The organism is Rodentibacter heidelbergensis, assembly GCF_002000125.1.
In the GTDB taxonomy this organism is placed as follows: domain Bacteria; phylum Pseudomonadota; class Gammaproteobacteria; order Enterobacterales; family Pasteurellaceae; genus Rodentibacter; species Rodentibacter heidelbergensis.
Genome location: NZ_MLHH01000011.1, coordinates 66,724 through 82,264, shown reverse-complemented (window position 1 = coordinate 82,264; position 15,541 = coordinate 66,724). Strand labels below are relative to the sequence as shown.

13 protein-coding genes and 1 other RNA gene are annotated in these 15,541 nt (G+C 42.2%); 6 read left to right on the top strand and 8 right to left on the bottom strand.

Translation table 11 applies throughout. From position 1 onward, the window contains the following. Positions 1-13 precede the first annotated feature (13 nt). The 3 genes from proQ to BKK48_RS05845 all read right to left on the bottom strand — a co-directional run bounded on the left by proQ (position 14) and on the right by BKK48_RS05845 (position 2,503). Complete coding sequence (proQ, locus tag BKK48_RS05855) at positions 14-652, bottom strand: RNA chaperone ProQ (RefSeq protein WP_077427212.1); 639 nt, start codon at positions 650-652, stop codon at positions 14-16. Positions 653-830: 178 nt separating this feature from the next. After that, positions 831-1,898 (bottom strand): DNA polymerase IV, encoded by a 1,068-nt coding sequence (dinB, locus tag BKK48_RS05850; RefSeq protein WP_077427211.1) that lies wholly within the window; start codon positions 1,896-1,898, stop codon positions 831-833. 107 nt (positions 1,899-2,005) lie between these two features. Further along, complete coding sequence (locus BKK48_RS05845) at positions 2,006-2,503, bottom strand: hypothetical protein (RefSeq protein ID WP_077427210.1); 498 nt, start codon at positions 2,501-2,503, stop codon at positions 2,006-2,008. Between the two features lie 106 nt (positions 2,504-2,609). Here BKK48_RS05845 and ssrA point away from each other — a divergent pair. Beyond that, positions 2,610-2,974, top strand: a transfer-messenger RNA (tmRNA) gene (gene ssrA / locus BKK48_RS05840). A gap of 293 nt (positions 2,975-3,267) precedes the next feature. Here the strand turns inward: ssrA and BKK48_RS05835 are convergent. The 3 genes from BKK48_RS05835 to hldE all read right to left on the bottom strand — a co-directional run bounded on the left by BKK48_RS05835 (position 3,268) and on the right by hldE (position 5,749). Next, complete coding sequence (locus BKK48_RS05835) at positions 3,268-3,450, bottom strand: YegP family protein (RefSeq protein WP_077427209.1); 183 nt, start codon at positions 3,448-3,450, stop codon at positions 3,268-3,270. A gap of 388 nt (positions 3,451-3,838) precedes the next feature. Next, on the bottom strand, positions 3,839-4,108 hold the full coding sequence (gene rpsO / locus BKK48_RS05830; protein WP_005628925.1) for a 30S ribosomal protein S15: 270 nt from the start codon (positions 4,106-4,108) through the stop codon (positions 3,839-3,841). A gap of 210 nt (positions 4,109-4,318) precedes the next feature. Continuing rightward, positions 4,319-5,749: a bifunctional D-glycero-beta-D-manno-heptose-7-phosphate kinase/D-glycero-beta-D-manno-heptose 1-phosphate adenylyltransferase HldE gene (hldE, locus tag BKK48_RS05825; RefSeq protein ID WP_077427208.1), complete on the bottom strand. Its 1,431-nt coding sequence runs from the start codon at positions 5,747-5,749 to the stop codon at positions 4,319-4,321. Positions 5,750-5,843: 94 nt separating this feature from the next. Between hldE and BKK48_RS05820 the strand changes: the two genes are divergently transcribed. The 5 genes from BKK48_RS05820 to gltS all read left to right on the top strand — a co-directional run bounded on the left by BKK48_RS05820 (position 5,844) and on the right by gltS (position 13,537). Beyond that, on the top strand, positions 5,844-6,779 hold the full coding sequence (locus tag BKK48_RS05820; protein ID WP_077427207.1) for a Kdo(2)-lipid IV(A) acyltransferase: 936 nt from the start codon (positions 5,844-5,846) through the stop codon (positions 6,777-6,779). 75 nt (positions 6,780-6,854) lie between these two features. Beyond that, positions 6,855-8,753, top strand: a complete 1,899-nt coding sequence (gene parE, locus BKK48_RS05815; RefSeq protein ID WP_077427206.1) for a DNA topoisomerase IV subunit B — start codon at positions 6,855-6,857, stop codon at positions 8,751-8,753. Between the two features lie 22 nt (positions 8,754-8,775). Further along, positions 8,776-9,948, top strand: a complete 1,173-nt coding sequence (gene nirK / locus BKK48_RS05810; protein WP_077427205.1) for a copper-containing nitrite reductase — start codon at positions 8,776-8,778, stop codon at positions 9,946-9,948. Positions 9,949-10,031: 83 nt separating this feature from the next. Then, positions 10,032-12,290: a DNA topoisomerase IV subunit A gene (gene parC / locus BKK48_RS05805; RefSeq protein WP_077427204.1), complete on the top strand. Its 2,259-nt coding sequence runs from the start codon at positions 10,032-10,034 to the stop codon at positions 12,288-12,290. Positions 12,291-12,322: 32 nt separating this feature from the next. Further along, the gene (gene gltS / locus BKK48_RS05800; protein ID WP_077427203.1) at positions 12,323-13,537 is read left to right on the top strand and encodes a sodium/glutamate symporter; all 1,215 of its coding nucleotides are present in this window, start codon (positions 12,323-12,325) and stop codon (positions 13,535-13,537) included. A 40-nt stretch (positions 13,538-13,577) separates the two neighbouring features. Here gltS and BKK48_RS05795 read toward each other — a convergent pair whose 3' ends face one another. Both BKK48_RS05795 and mpl read right to left on the bottom strand, forming a co-directional pair. Continuing rightward, on the bottom strand, positions 13,578-14,084 hold the full coding sequence (locus BKK48_RS05795) for a DUF2301 domain-containing membrane protein (protein ID WP_077427202.1): 507 nt from the start codon (positions 14,082-14,084) through the stop codon (positions 13,578-13,580). Positions 14,085-14,166: 82 nt separating this feature from the next. After that, positions 14,167-15,522 (bottom strand): UDP-N-acetylmuramate:L-alanyl-gamma-D-glutamyl-meso-diaminopimelate ligase, encoded by a 1,356-nt coding sequence (gene mpl / locus BKK48_RS05790; protein WP_077427201.1) that lies wholly within the window; start codon positions 15,520-15,522, stop codon positions 14,167-14,169. Between the last annotated feature and the right edge of the window lie 19 nt (positions 15,523-15,541).

Here is a 15,541-nt window from a genome sequence, read left to right as displayed (position 1 = left end):
AAACCTATTACCATTATGCAAATAAATGCTCTGCATTAATGCTCATCACCAAGCCATTTTCAAGCTCAACACGTGCTGCATCTTTCAATACTTCAACCACAATTCCTTTCTTCGCCTGATTTCCCACTTTTACCTTCACTGATGAACCTTTAGAAAGTGAAGAAAAATCAACCGCACTTAATTCAGTTTTAGGTTTGCGTGGCGCTTTTGCCGAATGTTGACGACGTGGCGGGCGTTTTTGCTGGGCTTTTTTAGCGGCAAGTTCTGCTTTGCGTTTTTCTGCAAATTTTGCTTTCGCTTCAGCAAGCTGTGCTGCCGCATGGGCCACATGTTCCGCCTCTAAAATACCGGCAGGGTTGCCATCTAAATCAACACGCTCTGCACCCTCACGGCAACCATGCAAATAACGCCAGTTTGAGGTATATTGACGAAGCGCATGACGCAATTGTGTTTTGCTCACACGTTCATCATCTTTTAATGCTTCCGCTAAATCTTGAAACAAACCAATTTTAAGCGGTTTTGCTTCACCTTCTAAAATAAAGCAACGTGGAAATTTTTCAGCCAAATAGGCAATAATTTCCTTATTGTTTGTCAATTTTTGACTATCTGATGAAGTTTCTTCGATTTGAACTTCTTGTTGAGAATCTGTCATTTTTCTTCCTAGTACTAAAAATAAAAAACCCACATAGTGTATCGCACTTCTATAAGATTTGACAATGGTTCAGCCACCACTCTTTGGGGATTTTAATGAATAAAAAATAAACGCCTTGTAACACCCTATTTTCAACCTTTTCCTCTCCGAATATTCAGCTGATTAGGAAACGATATCATCACCAAAGGCTCATTTGTTCTTGGTTATTCTCTTCGGGTAAAGCAACCTGTAAACCAATTAAACGCACCGATTTTCCTTTACCCCGTTGCCAAACTTGTGTTAACAACTGCTGAAATCCCGCCAAAGAAAGCGGCAAGCCTGTTTTTTCTAAGGTCGTCACTTGAAAATCCTCAAACTTCAATTTCACCCCTATCTTGCGAAAAGCAGATAACGGCATATTGGGTAAGCTTCGCTCAAGACGCCGAATCAGTTCTTCGTAAAGCTTATCCAACAAGGCAATCCCTTGTGCTAAATCATGAATATTTTCCCTTAGTGTACGTTCTACTCCAACAGACTTACGCTCACGATGAGGCTGTACTTCTCGTTTATCAATTCCATGACTAAAATCCCAAATTCGTTTGCCGATTTTGCCAAATTGATTGAGTAATATTGTTTGATCTAATTTTTGCACATCACCACAATGCACCAATCCCATCTCGGATAAACGTTGCGATGTGACCTTTCCTACCCCAGGAATTTTCTTTAAGGGTAAAGCTTTGACAAAGGCTGCCACCTCATCAGGTTTGATAACAAATTGTCCATTGGGTTTATTCATATCGGAAGCCACTTTGGCAAGAAATTTGAGCGGAGCAATGCCCGCCGAAGCGGTGAGTTGCAATTCATCAAAAATCGCTTGGCGTATTGCTTTCGCAATCCAAGTCGCTGATCCCGAACACTTTTCACAATCGGTCACATCTAAATAAGCTTCATCAAGAGAAAGCGGTTCGATAATATCAGTATAGCGGTGAAAAATCTGATGAATTTGCTCGGAAACCTGCTTATACAAAGGCATGTTCACCGGCACAAGAATAAGATTAGGGCATTTTTTTACCGCTTGTGCCGTAGGCATCGCACTATGTAAACCAAATTTTCGAGCCTCATAATTGCATGTAGTTAACACACCACGCTGACGAGAACTTCCCCCTACAGCAACAGGTTTCCCCTGTAGAGAGGGATTATCACGAATCTCGACCGAAGCATAAAAACAATCCATATCAATATGAATAATTTTGCGGCTGAAAGGCATAAGTCAAAGTGCGGTTAAAAAAACGGATATTTAGTATAACGAGAACAAAACCACTGTTCAAGCATACAGATAAAAACCTGCACATTGGCAGGTTTTGTTAAGAGAGGCTATTGACGTTCGTACATGACTTTTTTATCACTAAAACGAACCACCCGATCGATAGAATAAACATCAATTTTAGATTGGGAATCCATAAAAATCGGTCTAAATTTTTCTTCTATCTGAACAAATGGAATTTGTAAATTAATCGACAGGGATTTGCCCGGCATCAGTGGAGAGGTTAACTCAAGGTTCATATCTTGGCTATGCACCACCTCTCGTTGATTTACATAGACATTCAGCCATTGAACGGTTGAAATCGGTTTATTACCGGTATTGGCAATATTATATTTAAATACCGCTAACGCCTGCCCCGTGTTATCCACTGTCAATTGATTGCTCTCAACATCAATCGAAACCACCTGTGAAACGGATTTGACATCAACCGCATTTTCTTTTTTTGAAACCGCTTTTGTCCCCTCTTTTTTGACCGATTCTGCTGAAACATTCATCGCTAACAATAATGCCGACATCGAAACCATAGCAAGAGATTTTAAATTTTTCATTTTATTTTCCTCTGATAAAATTTGCGCAAATTCTAACCTAATCCAATAGGTTTATAAATAGGTTCTTTTACTTCACATTTTTTTTTGCTAAACTTGCGCCCAATTTGGGGCTGATTCTGGATTCGACGGGATTGGCGAAGCCCAAGGTGCACGTCGAGGTGCGGTAGGCCTCGTAAATAAACCGCAAAAAAATAGTCGCAAACGACGAACAATACGCTTTAGCAGCTTAATAACCTGCATTTAGCCTTCGCGCCCCAGCTTCCGCTCGTAAGACGGGGAGTACGCGGAGTCAAACCAAAACGAGATCGTGTGGAAGCCGCCGTTTGAGGATCGAAGCATTAAATAAAATCAAACTAATTTAAGTTTAGCGTGTCCGTCCGCATGCTTAAGTGAAACGAAAGGCTGACTAAACGTGTAGTGCTGAAGGTAGAGTAATTTCGGACGCGGGTTCAACTCCCGCCAGCTCCACCAGATTTAATATAACCGCAATACAACTACAACCATAAAATCAAAGGTTTAGATTGTTTTGCGGTTTTTTAATACCACTCAAATATAACTAGAAATGATCCGTATGTGATCCGCAATCTATCGCTGGATAAATTCTTTATCATGGGTTCAATTACAATTAAATGATTTCTAAAATTATTGCCCTTTCGAGAAGAGAAAATTCATATCTTCCATTCCGAAAATAAAAAATCCACTAAAACTTTTCAGATAATCTTGATATTAAAAAGCCCCGTTATAACAGGGCTAGATTTTAAGTTTTAAGCAAGGGTTAAGTCTTTAACTTCTGTCTGCTCATTGATTGTTTTAATCACGTTGATGGCATGTTGACAACTTTGCTTTGTTGTGTAGCCTTTACCGCTTGTTGCGATAGATTGGTGATTACCTGCTTTCAATCTCCAACGAAATTCACCTTTCGCATCTTTATAAATTTCAAAATACATAGCAACTCCTCGTGCTCCAAATAAAAAATTGACCTTTACTTCTCCATTTTGAGGGGCAAAGCTTAGGCTGTTTATGTCTTTGCCCGCTCCACCTAAACCGATCAAAGAAAAACTAAAGGGGCTTTCCCAAAGCAACCTACGAAAGAGAAATGCTCGATCAAATGAACATCTGAGCAAAAATCTTTGTAATTAGCAAAGGTGATGGAAAGAATAGCACAGCGATTTTCATCTTCAACAACATCATTTTAATTTTGAGGACTATTTCACATTTTTACCTGTGAATTTAATTTAAGAAAATTAAGGGAAGTAGAAAAACAAAAGACTGCACTTGATCATATCAAATACAGTCTTCAAAGCGATTATTGACTTTTTAAGGTCAAATTAAAAATTAGCGACGTAAACCTAAACGAGCGATGGTGCTTTGGTATAACGCAAGATCAGTACGTTTTAAGTAGTCTAAAAGTTTACGACGACGAGAAACCATACGCAATAAACCACGACGACCATGGTGGTCTTTTTTGTGCTCAGCGAAGTGAGCTTGTAAGTGGTTGATTTGTGCAGTTAATAATGCGATTTGCACTTCGGAAGAACCGGTATCTTTCGCATCACGACCAAATTCAGCAACGATTGCCGCTTTTTTTTCAGTACTTAGAGACATGTTTTACTCCTAGAAGGTAGTGTTGTTGATACATCATTCGCCGATCTCTAACCCAGCGATGACAAGGAGCGTGCATTCTATAAGTAGAATAAAGCAAAATCAAGTCATAGATTTTATTTTCCGAAAGATAACTTTAATTTTCCTAAAGATAACTTTAATTTTCCTAAAAGTATATTGAAGTAAAGGTTGGGAAATCCCAACCTTTCATTTTTATTCTTTCAATGCTTTAATTTTCTCAATCACATTGGTGGTGGAACAACCGTTTTCGAAGTTGAGCACTTTCACTTCTCCACCATTTGCCCACACTTCTTGGCTGCCGGCTATCTCTTCTGGTTTATAATCCCCGCCTTTCACCAATAAATCCGGTAGGACTTCAGCAATTAAGCGTTGTGGCGTATCTTCGGTAAAAGGTACGAGCCAATCCACCGAGGATAGCCCAGCTAATACCGCCATTCGGGTATCAAGATGATTGATTGGGCGGGTTTCACCTTTTAAGCGTTTGACGGAATCATCGCTATTTACCGCAACAATTAAACGATCGCCTAATTTGCGGGCGTTTTCAAGATAAGACACATGGCCCGGATGTAAAATATCAAAACAGCCGTTCGTCATCACAATTTTTTCACCACGGGCTTTTGCTTGTTTGACCACCTCTTTGAGTTGCGCTTCGCTCATAATACCAAAACCGGTATCCGGACGGGCATGGATAGCATTTTCAAGCTCAACATTAGAAACCGTTGATGTTCCCAATTTGCCTACTACAATACCTGCAGCGACATTGGCTAAATAACAGGCTTCTTCAAAAGAACGCCCGTCTGCCAGTGCGGTGGCTAATACACTGATCACCGTATCACCTGCACCGGTCACATCAAACACTTCTTTCGCCACCGTTGGCAGATGATAAGGCGTTTGATTTGGACGAAGCAAAGTCATCCCTTTTTCTGAACGGGTCACCAAAAGTGCGGTTAATTCTATGTCAGAAATTAATTTTAAGCCTTTTTCGATGATCTCTTCTTCCGTGTTGCATTTGCCCACCACCGCTTCAAATTCCGCCATATTAGGGGTAAGTAAGGTTGCACCACGATAACGTTCAAAATCCGTGCCTTTTGGATCAATGAGTACCGACACATTGGCTTGGCGTGCAATTTGGATCATTTTTTGCACTTCCTTTAATGTCCCTTTGCCATAATCGGAAAGCACTAAAGCACCGTAATTTTTGACCGCACTTTCGAGTTTAAGTAGCAGATCTTTGCAATCGACATTTTGGAAATCTTCTTCAAAATCAAGACGTAAAAGCTGTTGATGGCGAGAAAGAATACGCAATTTGGTGATTGTCGGGTGGGTATTCAATGCCACAAAATTGCAATCAATATGTTGATCTTTCAGCAGATGAGATAAGGCTGCACCGGTTTCATCTTGCCCAATCAATCCCAGCAGTTGTACCGGTACATTCAATGAAGCAATATTCATCGCCACGTTCGCCGCCCCACCGGCACGCTCTTCATTTTCTTGCACACGCACTACGGGAACCGGTGCCTCAGGGGAAATTCGATTAGTCGCACCAAACCAATAACGATCAAGCATTACATCGCCTAAAACAAGGACTTTTGCCTGTTTAAATTCTGCTAAATACTGAGCCATACTGTTCTCTCTTGGAAAAAATTGGCGTGATTTTACCATAACTCATTTTTACGTTAAACTACCGCGCAATTTCACTCAAGAAGACTAATCGCCAATGAAAAATAGCAAACTCCCCACTTTTCAACGTGCTTTTCTTGCCCCCCAATACTGGGGCTTTTGGCTTGTCTTGGGAATTTGGCGGATGCTACTTTTATTGCCTTACCCCATTTTGCGTCATATTGGAAACGGCTTAGGCTGGCTTTTTGCTCATTTAGGCATCGGTAAACGCCGTGCCGCTATTGCACGCCGAAATCTGGAACTTTGTTTTCCCGACATGCCGGAACATGAACGTGAAATGCTACTACAAGAAAATTTACGTTCGGTGGGTATGGCAATGATTGAAACGGGTATGGCATGGTTTTGGTCTGATGCCCGCATAAAAAAATGGTCGAAAATTGAGGGCTTACATTATCTCAAAGCGAACCAACAAGACGGCATTATTTTTGTTGGTGTGCATTTTCTCACATTAGAACTTGGCGCTCGCATCGTGGGCTTACATCACCCCGGATTAGGTGTCTATCGCCCCAATGATAATCCGCTGATGGACTGGCTGCAAACCCAAGGGCGTTTGCGTTCTAACAAAGATATGCTAGATCGCAAAGATCTTCGCGGTATGATCAAAGCCCTACGCCAAGGTGAAACCATTTGGTATGCGCCCGATCATGATTATGGGCGAAAAAATGCCGTATTTGTGCCGTTTTTTGCCGTACCTGATGCCTGCACCACCACCGGTAGCTACTATTTATTAAAATCCTCGCCGCAAAGCAAAATCATTCCCTTTGCCCCGCTTCGTAATCGAGATGGTTCGGGCTATACGGTGAGTATTTCAGCACCGGTCGATTTCTCAGATTTAGATGATGAGACCCGCATTGCTATACGAATGAACCGGCTTGTCGAAAAAGAAATTCTAAAAGGTGTAGAACAATATATGTGGCTACATCGCCGTTTTAAAACACGTCCGAATGAAAGTGATCCGAGCTTATATCATTAAAAGTGCGGTCGAAAATGACCGCACTTTTTGATACACTCTCTCGCAATTTTTTTCTATTTAATAAATAACCTAAACATGACAACGCAGTATTCAGCCCAAGAAATTACCGTTTTAAAAGATCTTGAACCGGTACAAGTTCGTCCCGGTATGTACACCGACACGACCCGTCCTAACCACTTGGCACAAGAAGTGATTGATAACAGTGTGGACGAGGCGCTTGCGGGGTTCGCCACAAAAATTGAAGTGATTTTACATGCCGATCAATCCCTTGAAGTCATTGATAATGGTCGGGGGATGCCGGTGGATATTCACCCCACTGAAGGCGTATCCGGTGTGGAGGTGATTTTAACCAAGCTTCACGCAGGCGGTAAATTTTCCAATAAAAACTATGAATTTGCCGGTGGCTTACATGGTGTGGGGATTTCTGTGGTAAACGCCCTTTCCGAACGGGTGGATATTCAAGTTAAACGCAATGGTGAGGTGTATAAAATTGCCTTTGAAAATGGGGTGAAAGTCGAAGAATTGGAAGTGATCGGCACCTGTGGCAGACGTACCACCGGCACCACCGTTCATTTCAAACCTAACCCAAAATATTTCGATAGTGCAAAATTTTCCGTCAGCCGTCTACGCCATTTATTGCGCGCCAAAGCCGTGCTTTGCTCAGGGCTGGAAATCAAATTCACGGATAAAGTCAACAATACCCAAGATGTTTGGCTATACGAAGACGGCTTGTCCGACTATCTTATTGAAGCGGTCAATGGCTATGAAACCCTCCCGGAAAAACCTTTCGTGGGCGAATTTAAAGGAAGTAATGAAGCGGTTAGCTGGGCGTTATTATGGCTACCTGAAGGTGGTGAGTTAATCGGTGAGAGCTATGTGAATTTGATCCCAACCATTCAGGGGGGGACACACGTCAACGGTTTACGCCAAGGTTTGCTTGATGCCATTCGAGAATTTTGCGAATTCCGCAATTTGCTTCCCCGTGGGGTCAAACTGACCGCTGATGATATTTGGGATCGCTGCGCTTATATTCTTTCGCTCAAAATGCAAGATGCTCAATTTGCCGGTCAAACCAAAGAGCGCTTATCATCTCGTCAAAGTGCGGTCTTTGTGAGCGGTGTTTTAAAAGATGCCTTTAGCCTATGGCTTAACCAAAATGTGCAAGATGCGGAAAAACTCGCTGAAATGGCAATAAGCTCCGCCCAACGCCGTTTGCGTGCAGCGAAAAAAGTGGTACGGAAAAAATTGGTGAGTGGCCCCGCATTACCGGGTAAATTAGCGGATTGTGGTTCTCAAGATCTGGAGAAAACCGAGCTTTTCTTAGTGGAAGGAGATTCTGCGGGCGGCTCTGCCAAACAAGCCAGAGATCGTGAATATCAGGCCATTTTGCCTTTGCGTGGAAAAATTTTAAATACTTGGGAAGTGTCACCGGAACAAGTGCTTGGTTCGACTGAAATCCACGATATTGCGGTGGCATTGGGTATCGATCCGGACAATGATGATCTCTCCCAACTCCGCTACGGAAAAGTCTGTATTCTTGCCGATGCGGATTCCGACGGCTTACACATCGCCACACTACTTTGTGCGTTATTCTTACGCCATTTCCCAAAATTGGTACAGGAAGGACATGTTTATGTAGCCATGCCGCCACTTTATCGCATTGATTTGAATAAAGAGGTGTTTTATGCCTTAGATGAAGGGGAAAAAGAGGCAATTTTAGATCGCTTGAAAAATAAAAAAGGCAAACCAAACGTTCAGCGTTTCAAAGGTTTGGGCGAAATGAACCCCGCTCAATTACGGGAAACCACGATGGATCCAAATACCCGCCGCCTTGTGCAACTCACCTACCAGTCAGAAGAAGAACAAGGCAAAGAAACCTTAGAACTGATGGATATGCTACTGGCGAAAAAACGTTCCGAAGATCGCAAAAACTGGTTGCAAACCAAGGGTGATCAAGTAGATTTAGCCGTGTAATTGACAATAAAGTAGGTAAAAAATGAACGAACAACGCCGTGATTTTCTTAAGAATACCACATTAAGCATCGCCACCTTGAGTCTCGGAGCAGGTTTAATTCAAATGCCGGCTCAAGCGGAAGGCAAAACCATGGAAAAAACCTTCACAGAACTACCTGAAATTGAGGCAGAAATCACACTTGCACCGCAGGTGCCAAAACCCATTGATCGCAATTATCCGGCAAAAGTAGTGGTAAAACTGACCGCACTTGAAAAAATTATGGAATTGATGGAAGGGGTACAATACAAGTTTTGGACATTTAATGGCAATGTGCCGGCCCCCTTTATTCGGGTACGGGAAGGCGATGTGGTAGAAGTACAACTTTCCAACTCGGCCAGCTCAATGATGTCTCATAGTATTGATTTTCACGCTGCCTCGGCACCGATGGGCGGAGCCATCGCCAGTGAAACCGCACCAACCAGAACCGGTACGTTTCAATTTAAAGCGCTGCGTTCGGGCATTTATTTGTACCATTGCGGTAGTCAACCGGTGGCAGTTCATCTTGCCAAAGGTATGTATGGTTTAATCTTAGTAGAACCAAAGGAAGGCTTACCTAAAGTCGATCGTGAATTTTATATTATGCAAAGCGAATTCTACGTTAAAGGACGATTTGGTGAACCGGGTTTGCAACCCTTTAGTATGAGCAAAGCCATTGATGAGCGCCCTGATTATGTGCTGTTCAACGGCAAAGTGGGATCAATGATGGGGGAAAACGCACTCCAAGCCAAAACTGGTGAAAAAATTCGTTTATTTGTCGGCAACGCCGGCCCTAATTTGATTTCATCATTCCATTTAATCGGTGCGGTGTTTGATAACGTCTATGTGGAAGGCGGGACATTAATTAACCACAATGTACAAACCACGCTGATTCCGTCAGGTGGTGCGACGATTGTCGAAACTCAAATTGATGTTCCCGGCACTTATGTGTTTATGGATCATTCCATTTTTCGTGCTGCTAACAAGGGGACAATGGGACAAATTGTGGTAACAGGAGAAAAAAATCCGTCAATTTATTCCGGTAAATTAAAAGATGAACCGATTAAAAACGATCCTAACCCACAAAAACCGCAACCGGTTCCCTATGAAATCGACAGCCACAAAGGGATGACACAGCACAGCCACGCAGATATGGAAAGTGGCGCGACCAAGAAATAATCTAAAAGAATGAATAAAGTGCAGTCAAATTTTTAATCATTTTTGGGCGAGCAACTAGGAAAATTTTATAAACGAAACAATATATGAGTACAAATATTAACTACGAAGGCATTGAGCAAATGCCACTTCGCACTTTCACTGAAAGTGCCTATCTCAATTATTCAATGTACGTCATTATGGATCGTGCATTGCCTTTTATTGGCGATGGTTTAAAACCGGTACAACGCCGTATTATTTATGCCATGTCGGAGCTGGGCTTAAATGCCTCCGCAAAATACAAAAAATCTGCCCGTACCGTGGGGGATGTGTTAGGTAAATTCCACCCCCATGGCGATTCCGCTTGTTATGAAGCCATGGTATTAATGGCGCAACCCTTTTCTTATCGCTATCCCTTGGTAGACGGTCAAGGTAACTGGGGCGCACCGGATGATCCTAAATCCTTTGCGGCAATGCGTTATACAGAATCACGTCTTTCCAAAATTTCTGAAATTTTACTTTCTGAACTTGGCCAAGGCACAGTAGATTACCAACCCAATTTTGATGGCACACTGGAAGAACCCCAATATTTACCGGCACGTTTACCCCATATCTTGCTCAATGGTACGACAGGGATTGCGGTGGGAATGGCAACGGATATTCCCCCTCATAATATTAATGAAATTGCCGATGCCGCCATTCATTTACTCGATCATCCCAAAGCCAACCTTGATGATCTGTTAAACATTGTGCAAGGCCCGGATTTTCCAACTGAAGCAGAAATTATTTCACCTAAAGCGGAAATTCGTAAAATTTATGAACAGGGTCGGGGCTCGATCAAAATGCGGGCGACCTGGAAAAAAGAAGAGGGGGAAATCATTATTTCTGCCCTTCCCCACCAGTCTTCGCCGTCTAAAATTATTGCCCAAATTGCTGAGCAAATGACAGCCAAAAAATTGCCGATGGTGGAAGATATTCGTGATGAAGCCGATCACGAAAACCCGATTCGGATTGTGATCGTTCCTCGTTCTAATCGAGTAGATACTGATGCCCTGATGGCGCATTTATTTGCCACCACCGATCTGGAAAAAAGCTATCGGGTGAATATGAATATGATTGGGCTTGATCATAAACCGGCAGTGAAAGGGTTAGTACAAATTCTCAATGAATGGCTACATTTCCGCCGTACCACCGTGACACGCCGCTTGCAATATCGCTTGGATAAAGTGCTTTCCCGTCTGCATATTTTAGAAGGCTTAATGATTGCTTTTTTGAATATTGATGAAGTGATCGAGATTATTCGCCATGAGGACGATCCTAAAGCAGAATTAATGGCTCGCTTTAACTTAAGTGATGAACAAACGGATGCCATTTTAAATTTACGGCTACGTCACTTAGCCAAATTAGAAGAGCATCAACTCCGTGCAGAGCAAAATGAATTAGAAAAAGAGCGGTCAAATTTAGAGGCGATTTTAGGTTCTGAACGCCGCCTCAATACCCTCATTAAAAAAGAGATCCAAGAAGATGCCAAAAAATATGCCAGCCCTCGGATGTCGCAATTAGTCGAACGTGAAGAGGCTAAAGCCATTTCAGAAAGCGAAATGATACCGGCAGAACCGGTCACCGTTATTTTATCGCAAATGGGCTGGGCACGCTGTGCGAAAGGACATGATATCGATCCGAAAGCATTAAGTTATAAAGCGGGTGATGGCTATCTTGCCCATGCTTGCGGTAAGAGCAATCAAGCCGCCGTATTCATTGATAGCACAGGACGCAGCTATGCTGTTGATCCGCTCAGTCTGCCTTCCGCCCGCTCACAGGGCGAACCGCTCACCGGTAAATTAAGCCTACCTGCTGGGGCAACCATTGAGCATGTGATGATGGCAGCAGAACAACAAACATTACTCATGTCTTCTGATGCAGGCTATGGTTTTATTTGCAAATTTGACGATTTAATTGCCCGCAATAAAGCAGGAAAAGCCTTGATTTCTTTACCGGAAAATGCCAAAGTGTTGGAACCTAAAATTCTGCCGAATTCAACCGAACTTCTCGTGGCCTTGACCTCAGCCGGCAGAATGCTGATTTTCCCGGTGCAAGATTTACCGGTATTATCAAAAGGTAAAGGCAATAAAATTGTGAGTATTTCTGCAGCCAATGCAAAAGATCGCAGTGAATTATTAGTCAAACTGTTGCTCATTTCAGATCAAGCCAGTCTTGAGTTCCACTCCGGTAAACGAAAAATCACATTAAAACCGGAGGATCTCCAAAAATTCCGAGCGGAACGTGGTAGAAAAGGTTCACCACTCCCCCGTGGTTTACATAGTAATGTGGATATTGTGGTGATCGAACCTGAACACAGCATATAACTTTTCCGAAACCAATTACAGGAGGATATTTCGTGAATATTGTATTTGATACTTATCAAACACTGGCTCTCGCAAGCCTTGTGTTGTTATTGGGCTATTTTTTAGTAAAACGCATCAGCGTACTAAAAAACTTTAACATTCCCGAACCGGTTGTCGGCGGTTTCATTGTGGCTATCGCATTGACAATTTGGTATCAAATAGACGGGACCTCATTTACCTTTGAGAAAAGCTTGCAAACAACCATGATGCTCGTGTTTTTCTCATCTATCGGTTTGAGTGCGAACTTTGCCCGTTTAATGAAAGGCGGTAAACCTCTTATCGTTTTCCTCTTTGTAGCTGCAACATTAATTTTTTTCCAAAATGTTATCGGTGTTGCCGGTAGCCAAATTTTAGGCATTGACCCTGCTTATGGATTATTAGCCGGCTCCGTGACCTTAACCGGTGGTCATGGTACGGGAGCGGCTTGGGCTGAAACCTTCATCAAAGAATTTAACTTACCGGCGGCAACAGAAATCGCCATGGCCTGTGCCACGTTCGGTTTAGTCTTTGGTGGCATCATTGGTGGTCCGGTAGCGCGTTTTTTACTAAATCGTCAAAAACAAGGGGAAAACCCGGAAAATGATGAGGTGGATGATGTGCAAGAAGCCTTTGAACACCCAACCTATCAACGTAAAGTCAATGCACGCTCTATCATTGAAACCATTGCGATGATGTCTTTCTGTTTATTGATCGGTAAATATTTAGATAGCGTAACAAAAGGCACAGCATTACAACTCCCAACGTTCGTTTGGTGTTTGTTCACCGGTGTGATTATCCGTAATGCCTTAGCACATATTTTCAAATTTAAAGTGGCTGATTCTGCCATTGACGTATTAGGTAGTGTGGGCTTATCGATTTTCTTAGCCATTGCCTTAATGTCATTAAAACTTTGGGAATTAGCCGGTCTTGCAGGCGATGTATTAATCATTCTCGCCATCCAAGTCGCCTTTATGGCATTCTTCGCTATTTATGTCACTTATCGTTTTATGGGTAAAGATTACGATGCTATCGTACTCAGTGCCGGACACTGTGGTTTTGGTTTAGGGGCAACCCCAACAGCAGTTGCTAACATGCAGGCCATTACCAGCCGTTTTGGTGCTTCTCACAAAGCGTTCTTAATCGTACCAATGGTGGGCGCATTCTTTATTGATTTAATTAATGCCTCATTATTAAAAGTGTTCTTGGCCTTCGTGACCTACCTTCACTAAATCCAACAAAAAGAGCGATCAATTGATCGCTCTTTCCTTTCTAGATTTGATACTTTGTTTTATCCCCAATATCAAAATGCAATGGCATTCGCCATTTTTGGATAGCCAGTAATAACAGCAACACACCAACAATAATGGATAAGATCCGGGTGAAAATTCCTCCTTCAAAAACCCAAACAAACCAGAGTATTGCCACAAAAATCGGCTGTAAATTCAATAAAGGTACTCGAAAACAAAAATATTCTTTAAAACAAAGTCCACCTAATGTGACCAATGCTCCGCCTAATGCCAGTTCATGCCAACCTAAAATATAACAAAGTAAGCCAATCCAAGTGGCAAATTGAAAGGTTAAACGAAAGTGTTTAAGGTAAATATGCAAAGAGGAAGCACAACAGGTTGCGGCAATCAAAATAGCCACTTTAGCCTCATCAGGAAACCAGCTCAACAGTAAAACACCAAAGGCAGCGACAACAAACCCTGTGCGATAAATCACCACCGTGATCTTATCCCAAGTATCCATTGGGGATTGAATATGCGGATCAGCCATTTTTTCTCCTTTTTAATCAAAAAATAAAAACAAAAAGTGCGGTCAAAAAACACTTTATTTTCTCACCGCACTTTACAAAAAATTATTTTAGTTTATCTAAAATCTTTTGGTGAATACCACCAAAGCTTCCATTTGACATCACTAGAATATGATCGGTAGGCTGAGCTTCTGCCACAATCATTTCCACTAATTTATCAAGATTGGCCGTCCAATAGGCCGGTTGAACGCATTGTGAGGCAATATCAGCCACATCCCAAGAGAGGTTGTCGGGTTGTAACATAAAGACCACATCCGCTCTGCCCAATGCAGGGGCAATTTCATCTTTGTGTACGCCCATTTTCATAGTATTTGAGCGGGGTTCTAATACCGCAAGAATTCGAACGCCACCGCCGACTTTATCACGCAATGCAGTTAAGGTGGCTAAAATCGCTTCAGGATGATGGGCAAAATCATCATAAACGGTGATTCCGTTTACCTCACCTTTCACTTCTAAACGGCGTTTAGCGTTAATAAAAGTACCTAACGCTTCACAGGCTTTTTCCACAGAAACTCCTGCATGGTAAGCGCTGGCAATTGCCATTAAGGCATTATGCATATTATGCACGCCCACCACATTCCATTTTACTTCAGCGACTTTTTCACCATGATGGAATACCGCAAAATGAGAGGCATCTGTTGTGATACGCTCTGCAAACCATTCTTTATCTTCTCCGATAAATTGTTGCTCAGACCAACAGCCCATGGCTAAGGTATCTTTTACGCTTTGTTCATTAGCAAAAGAAAGAATACGCCCACTTGCCGGAATGGTACGAATCATATGATGAAACTGGCGTTGAATGGCTTTCAGATCATCAAAAATATCCGCATGATCAAAACTGATATTATTGATAATTAAGGTTTTAGGATTGTAATGGACAAACTTAGAACGTTTATCGAAAAACGCCGTATCATATTCATCCGCTTCAATGACAAAAAACGGGCTTTCCCCCAAGCGGGCGGACGTGCCAAAATTACCGGCAATACCGCCAATTAAAAAACCCGGTTTCAAGCCATTTTGTTCTAAAATCCAAGTTAGCATTCCGGTTGTAGTGGTTTTACCGTGCGTTCCTGAAACCGCTAAAACCCAACGATTTCTTAATAAATGATCATGTAACCATTGTGGGCCTGATGTGTAGGGTAAACGGTTTTCTAATATATATTCTACGCAAGGGTTACCACGTTTGAGTGCATTGCCAATAATCACCATATCCGGTGCCGGTTGAAGTTGATCCACATTGTAATGAGGAATAATGTCAATATTTTGTTCTTGTAAAAAGATGCTCATCGGGGGGTAAACATTGGTATCTGATCCCGTTACTTTATATCCCATTTGCTTTGCGAGCATCGCAACGCCCCCCATAAATGTGCCACAAATACCTAAAATATGAATATGTTTCATTGTTATCTCTTTTTCTATT

What these genes read in the sequence shown, in the direction of transcription:
- nirK (WP_077427205.1), top strand. Translation starts at nt 8,776, where the DNA reads ATGAACGAACAACGCCGTGATTTTCTTAAGAATACCACATTAAGCATC.
- proQ (WP_077427212.1), bottom strand. Translation starts at nt 652, where the DNA reads ATGACAGATTCTCAACAAGAAGTTCAAATCGAAGAAACTTCATCAGAT.
- mpl (WP_077427201.1), bottom strand. Translation starts at nt 15,522, where the DNA reads ATGAAACATATTCATATTTTAGGTATTTGTGGCACATTTATGGGGGGC.
- parC (WP_077427204.1), top strand. Translation starts at nt 10,032, where the DNA reads ATGAGTACAAATATTAACTACGAAGGCATTGAGCAAATGCCACTTCGC.
- hldE (WP_077427208.1), bottom strand. Translation starts at nt 5,749, where the DNA reads ATGGCTCAGTATTTAGCAGAATTTAAACAGGCAAAAGTCCTTGTTTTA.
- BKK48_RS05845 (WP_077427210.1), bottom strand. Translation starts at nt 2,503, where the DNA reads ATGAAAAATTTAAAATCTCTTGCTATGGTTTCGATGTCGGCATTATTG.
- BKK48_RS05820 (WP_077427207.1), top strand. Translation starts at nt 5,844, where the DNA reads ATGAAAAATAGCAAACTCCCCACTTTTCAACGTGCTTTTCTTGCCCCC.
- BKK48_RS05835 (WP_077427209.1), bottom strand. Translation starts at nt 3,450, where the DNA reads ATGTATTTTGAAATTTATAAAGATGCGAAAGGTGAATTTCGTTGGAGA.
- BKK48_RS05795 (WP_077427202.1), bottom strand. Translation starts at nt 14,084, where the DNA reads ATGGCTGATCCGCATATTCAATCCCCAATGGATACTTGGGATAAGATC.
- parE (WP_077427206.1), top strand. Translation starts at nt 6,855, where the DNA reads ATGACAACGCAGTATTCAGCCCAAGAAATTACCGTTTTAAAAGATCTT.
- rpsO (WP_005628925.1), bottom strand. Translation starts at nt 4,108, where the DNA reads ATGTCTCTAAGTACTGAAAAAAAAGCGGCAATCGTTGCTGAATTTGGT.
- dinB (WP_077427211.1), bottom strand. Translation starts at nt 1,898, where the DNA reads ATGCCTTTCAGCCGCAAAATTATTCATATTGATATGGATTGTTTTTAT.